Here is a 5,219-nt window from a genome sequence, read left to right on the forward strand (position 1 = left end):
TCGTAGCGACATCCAGACTGAAGCATTTCAGCACTGGGAGATTGACCACGCCAATGACACCTAGCACCCCAACATGCGAACGCATGTCACGGTTGATGAAACGGATATCAAGCAGATGGAAGGCAGCGAGTCCATTGAGCTTTGTGTGCAAGCAATGACGTTCATGATGAACAACGGGAATTGGCGCGCAAACCTGCCGTTCGACTATCATGGGTACTTTATAAAAACTGAGCGCTAAATGAACATCGTCATATACCGCTGGACTCGTGTTTTTTACACTCATCCCCTGCCCCCTGATCACGGTCATTAAGTATTGTATATGGTTGCGTGGTTCGTTACCCACGATTTGAACCTGTTTTCTATAAGGTACTGATATAACTTATAAAACGAAATTCTGATGGGTTTTTGAGTTTTTGGACAACAAAAAACCTCGGCCAACGGTTTGAATTGATTGTGTTTTTTATTCAATTTGGTTACGGGGGCTCGCAGCCCCCGATACCGACATTCCCTTCAAGTGCCGGTGTAAGATGAGTTTCAAAGAGGTGGCCGCAAATGAGACCGATCTCAGGAAAATTCTGTGGCCGGACTGAAGCTTTACAGCACTATCACCTGTCGAGTGATTTCACGGCAGGGCACAAAAGTCGGGAATGCTTATAGCCGTTGACTATCGCTATGAGCGTGCTCGTTAGATATCAGCATCGTTCCGTCAGCACCTGTCTCTGCCACCATTTTTTCGCCGTAGTGCGAAAATTCGGCATCTGTCCCATCAAACTCCGCAAGACGGACTGGGGCATTTCCAGCTTCCGTCCAGGTTATTTCGCGGCCCCGTTCCTAAGGTGTAAAATCGATTAACTTTGCAAAGCAAAGATGCGCTTGACCAATTGCCGACGCGCCTAGGAGCAGCATGGTTAGCCGCGGAGGCATCGTACCCTCATCGGAAACTCAACTCGGGGCTATTCATACCTCTCCAATCGGCGTGTCACCTTCTGCTTGCTTCAAAACAAACGCGATCTGTGCCTCTGAAAATTTGGATGCCTTCAACGAATTCTCCTTCTCCCCGATAAGGGATCATAAATGGAAAATTCCAGCTCTGCATGGCCTGATTTAATGGGGGCACGTCACTTGTGAACTCACTACCATTGATACTGATAATCATACTGGGCTTTCCACGTTCTTCAATAGTTTGATCCAACGCACGGGCAACCCGAAATACGACTCACCAACAGCCGTTCTTCAACATAACCTCACACGATTAAATCAATACAATAAGACGCTACGCCATTAAAATTATGCTGGACCGTTTAGCGCGATGCAACTTGCATAATATTCTAAGCTCTTCTTAGGCGTACGTTTCTGCGTCGTTTGATCGATATGTATTAACCCAAAACGATTGGCCAAGCCGAGTGTCCATTCCAGATTGTCAGTAGACGACCAATACATCATACCTGAAAGGTTTACCCCCTGTTTGTAAGCTTCGAGCGCAGCGGTGATATAGCCCTTCATGAATCTGACACGGTCAGGATCATTGATGACAAGATCCTTCGGCATCTTTTCATCGAACTCCTGTAACGGAACCTCTTCTTTGGTAGCAAAGCCAAATTCCGTCGCAAGAATTTCCGGGCCACCGTACTTCTTGTGAATGTCCAGCAAGACCTTAGTATAACTATCGGGATCGTACGGGAACTCCAACGTCAGCTCTATATCTGGAGGAGGAGCAACCATCGTGGTGCCAAGCGGAGAATCCGGATCGTTTGCTACAAAACCTCTTGTATAGAAATTGGCGCCGAAGAAATCCGGCATGATCGCTATCGTCTCAAGGTCTCCGTCCCTGATATACGGTTCGACCATCGGGACGATGATATCGGGATATCCTTTACCGTAAGCCGGACCAGGCATAGCTTCGTTCCAAAGCACATCCATGAAACGGGCCGCTTTAACGTCTTCCTCTTTGCCTGAGGGTGCTTCAACCGGCTGCATGTTAAATGCAGATGAAATCTTCACATTCGGCAGATTGGACTTTACGGCCGCATGCATATGTCCCTGAGCAAGATTGATATGATGTATGGCGGCGCCAAGATATTCTCTGGAACGATAACCAGGTGCAAAAGCTCCATTACCGTAACCAAAGGCCGCTAAGGCGTTAGGTTCATTGAACATTAGCCATCTTTTGGCCCGATCACCGACCAATCTCGCCATGATATCGGCAAAATCTCCCATTCGCTTGGTGATGTCCCGATCCAGAAAGTCTCCTGCCCACAGTGGGGTTTCCCAGTGAGACAACGTGGGCATCGGCTCCAGGCCATGCTCAAGCATGGAGTCTACCAAACGATCATAATACGACATGGCGCGCATATTGGGAGAGCCGGGCGTTTCAGGTTGGATTCGGGGCCATGAGAACGAAAAGCGATAGGTATTTACGCCTGCGTTTTGGAGTAACTTGAACTCATCGACATAGCGCAGCTGAAATTCGGTATTACGCTGATTGATCGTTCCGTCCGCGGTGCTACCTTTATTATCGAGGAAGACGTCCCAGTTACTCCTTCCCCGACCCTCGCGGCTTTCGGTCTGTCCGGCGGATGTCGCTACTCCCCAGATAAAACCATCTGGAAAGTTCGCGGTTGCTGCCATGACGTTTCGTGGTAAAGCACTGGCCATCATCGTCGCCCCCGCTCCTTTAAGAAGCGTCCGTCTTGAAAGTGCAAATGAAGTCATAATACTACTCACAATAAAAGATTAATGATCCAAACAGCAATTTTGCATGCGTCATTATTTCGACTATTCGGGAAAGAAGAATGTTATTCCAGTGCGGATACCCCATTTCGGACTACCCCTTGGTGCTTCAGCATAGTATTTCCCGCCAATTTCGAAACTCATAGCTTGGTTGCCGATATTAAATACTTTAGACGCAGAAAGATTAACCGGAACCGTCCAATTTTCATGTTTCCAGTCGTAGGTTGATTCAACCGTGAGGTTGAGCGAGCGCCCGCCGCCGAAGTCATAGGACAAGAACGGCTCAATTTGACTGACACTGAAACCCTCACGATCATGTTTAGAAGATAGGGACCAGACATGACTGACAAGAGCGCCGGCCGTCCATCCATTTTTTTGGACAAGAGCCACACCGGTCGGGCCGGCTCCCCACTGCCCTGTGCCGAGGCTAGAATTGGTGGCTGTTGGGACAAGTAGTGCTGGCCCAATTCCCCACAAAACACCTCCGGCTCCAGGCTGAGCCGGAGACAGGAAGAAACTGGCATTGATGTCGCCGAGGCCAGCGGTGCTTTTGTCTGGTGTATAATTGTTGTAGGCTATAGGAACAATCAACCGGGTGATCAGATTCCACTGATCATCAAGCTGGAACGGGATAACTGGCTCAATGTTGGCTAAATAGGAAAAACTATTGCTTCGGTCGCCGCCTTGGAAATTAAAGTCTTGAGTTATCGGAACGCTGATAACAGGCGCAAGCGGATTGGCAGCCGCCTTGGAAAGGTCGTCTACAGACTGTTGAGCGTGAACAATGCTGCACTTCGTTGACACAAGAGCTGCGATTACTAATAAACTTTTTTTCCGTCCATAGCTGCTTTTTATCAAGTCGCCCCCGCGGTGCATTCTTATAGTTTCTTTGCAATCGCTCGTTCTCTGGCAGATTTTAACCCCTTGAGTATGCAAAACAATGCGCATTTATCCCATTTTCAAATTGCATTTATCCCAATTCTCCAGCGCCGAATTATCTGAGTGATGCCTTTTATTATTTGAAACAAGAAAGATTGACTGCCGCGGTTATATTGCCACAATACTGATGGTGGATGTTCACAACAAAATCGCCAATACTGCTGCTGTTTACACCGTAAAGAGGCACTAGAGAACGAGAAGACAATGAACCGCAATGTTACACTTTCAACTGATATGATTGATTTGGCTGATCGTGATGAATTTTGGCGCGATGTTTCGAAGATCATTTATGATGTTTCCCCAGTAGTTGCTACGCAAGGTCTTGCCGGTAGCGTAATTTCCCAACCATTTGGCGAAATGATACTGGGCGCAACGTCTTTCAATAGTCAGTATTGCCAAAGAACTCGGCGTAATATCATGCATGATCCGCTCGATTCCTATATCGTGCAACTCGTTTTGAGCGGGCCTTACAAAGGAGACTTCAATGGCACTTCAATGACTGTATGTCCGGGGGATATATTTTTCCTCGACTTGGACCAACCGCTGGACAGTAAGAAGGAGAAGGGGCGACGTCTATCACTTGTTATACCACGATGCGAAATCCAAAAGATAATCCCCAACAGAAATCTCCACGGACAAGTATTGACTTCGAACAGGGGAACAACGAAATTGCTTTCGCATTACATTAAAGGTATTGCCGAAACATTGTCTGATATCGCCGACGACGAGACCGAAGCGGTGCAGAATTCTGTTCTATCGCTAATCAGCGAGGCATTTAACGGCATTAAGGCTACAAGAAGTCTGAACGTCGAACTTCCTCTCCGTTCGCGTATATTGGGTTTCATCGAACATAATATTAGCGATCCCACATTCGGCCTGCATTCTATCCTGTCCCAGTTTCCAGTATCAAGATCAAGTCTATATCGCGCATTCGAAGAAGATGGCGGTATTGCTAACCTCATTCGTCAAAAGCGCCTCGATCATGCCTTTAAACTTCTGACATCCCGGCAGAAGCCAGCTTATTCGGTCAAAGATGTGGTACGGCGCGTTGGGTTTACCGAAGGTACTCAATTTGCACGTTTCTTTAGGGCACGTTTCGGAATTCAACCTAATGAAGCGCTCGCTCTGAAACCGTCTCTCGCTACGGGAACAAATGGCTTCCTCGCCCTGCACGAGCATCTAACCCAGCGTATTTCGAACATTGAAAGAAGTCCCTCTATGCCAATTACACACCGATTTTGAACACAAAAGCCCTCATTGTTTTGAGAAATGCGGAATCTGGGTTAATCGCACGCACGCTTCAGTGGCCATCCGAACTCCCCATCGCATTGGTACTCGCGGACAGTCGGTTTCGAGTTTGTCGATCGTAGAAGTTTCTTATCCTGGTTTAATCGTTGCCAGAAGAAACAAATTGCCAATGATGAGATTAGCGATGCGCTAGGCGCGGCTATGTCGCAAAAACCGAAATGGCGAGCGGTTGTTATTCAGATATTTAACCTGTCGGATTTCAATCATGTTGCACGCTCCTGCGAATTTCAGCATGTTGTTTT

4 protein-coding genes are annotated in these 5,219 nt (G+C 47.5%); 1 reads left to right on the forward strand and 3 read right to left on the reverse strand.

Translation table 11 applies throughout. From position 1 onward, the window contains the following. The 3 genes from JNC77_RS17430 to JNC77_RS17440 form a co-directional block, all read right to left on the reverse strand. Positions 1-283, reverse strand: a 283-nt coding sequence (locus JNC77_RS17430; protein ID WP_374834774.1) for a hypothetical protein, incomplete at its 3' end; no start/stop codon positions are given. A gap of 1,004 nt (positions 284-1,287) precedes the next feature. Beyond that, positions 1,288-2,712, reverse strand: coding sequence for a family 1 glycosylhydrolase (locus JNC77_RS17435; RefSeq protein ID WP_374834776.1), 1,425 nt, complete (start codon positions 2,710-2,712; stop codon positions 1,288-1,290). A 63-nt stretch (positions 2,713-2,775) separates the two neighbouring features. Further along, positions 2,776-3,588, reverse strand: a complete 813-nt coding sequence (locus JNC77_RS17440; protein WP_374834778.1) for a hypothetical protein — start codon at positions 3,586-3,588, stop codon at positions 2,776-2,778. A gap of 285 nt (positions 3,589-3,873) precedes the next feature. Here JNC77_RS17440 and JNC77_RS17445 point away from each other — a divergent pair, with 285 nt between their 5' ends. Further along, positions 3,874-4,911, forward strand: coding sequence for a helix-turn-helix domain-containing protein (locus JNC77_RS17445; protein WP_374834780.1), 1,038 nt, complete (start codon positions 3,874-3,876; stop codon positions 4,909-4,911). Positions 4,912-5,219: the final 308 nt, after the last annotated feature.

The organism is Paenochrobactrum pullorum (assembly GCF_041929845.1).
Classification (GTDB): Bacteria; Pseudomonadota; Alphaproteobacteria; order Rhizobiales; family Rhizobiaceae; genus Paenochrobactrum; species Paenochrobactrum pullorum.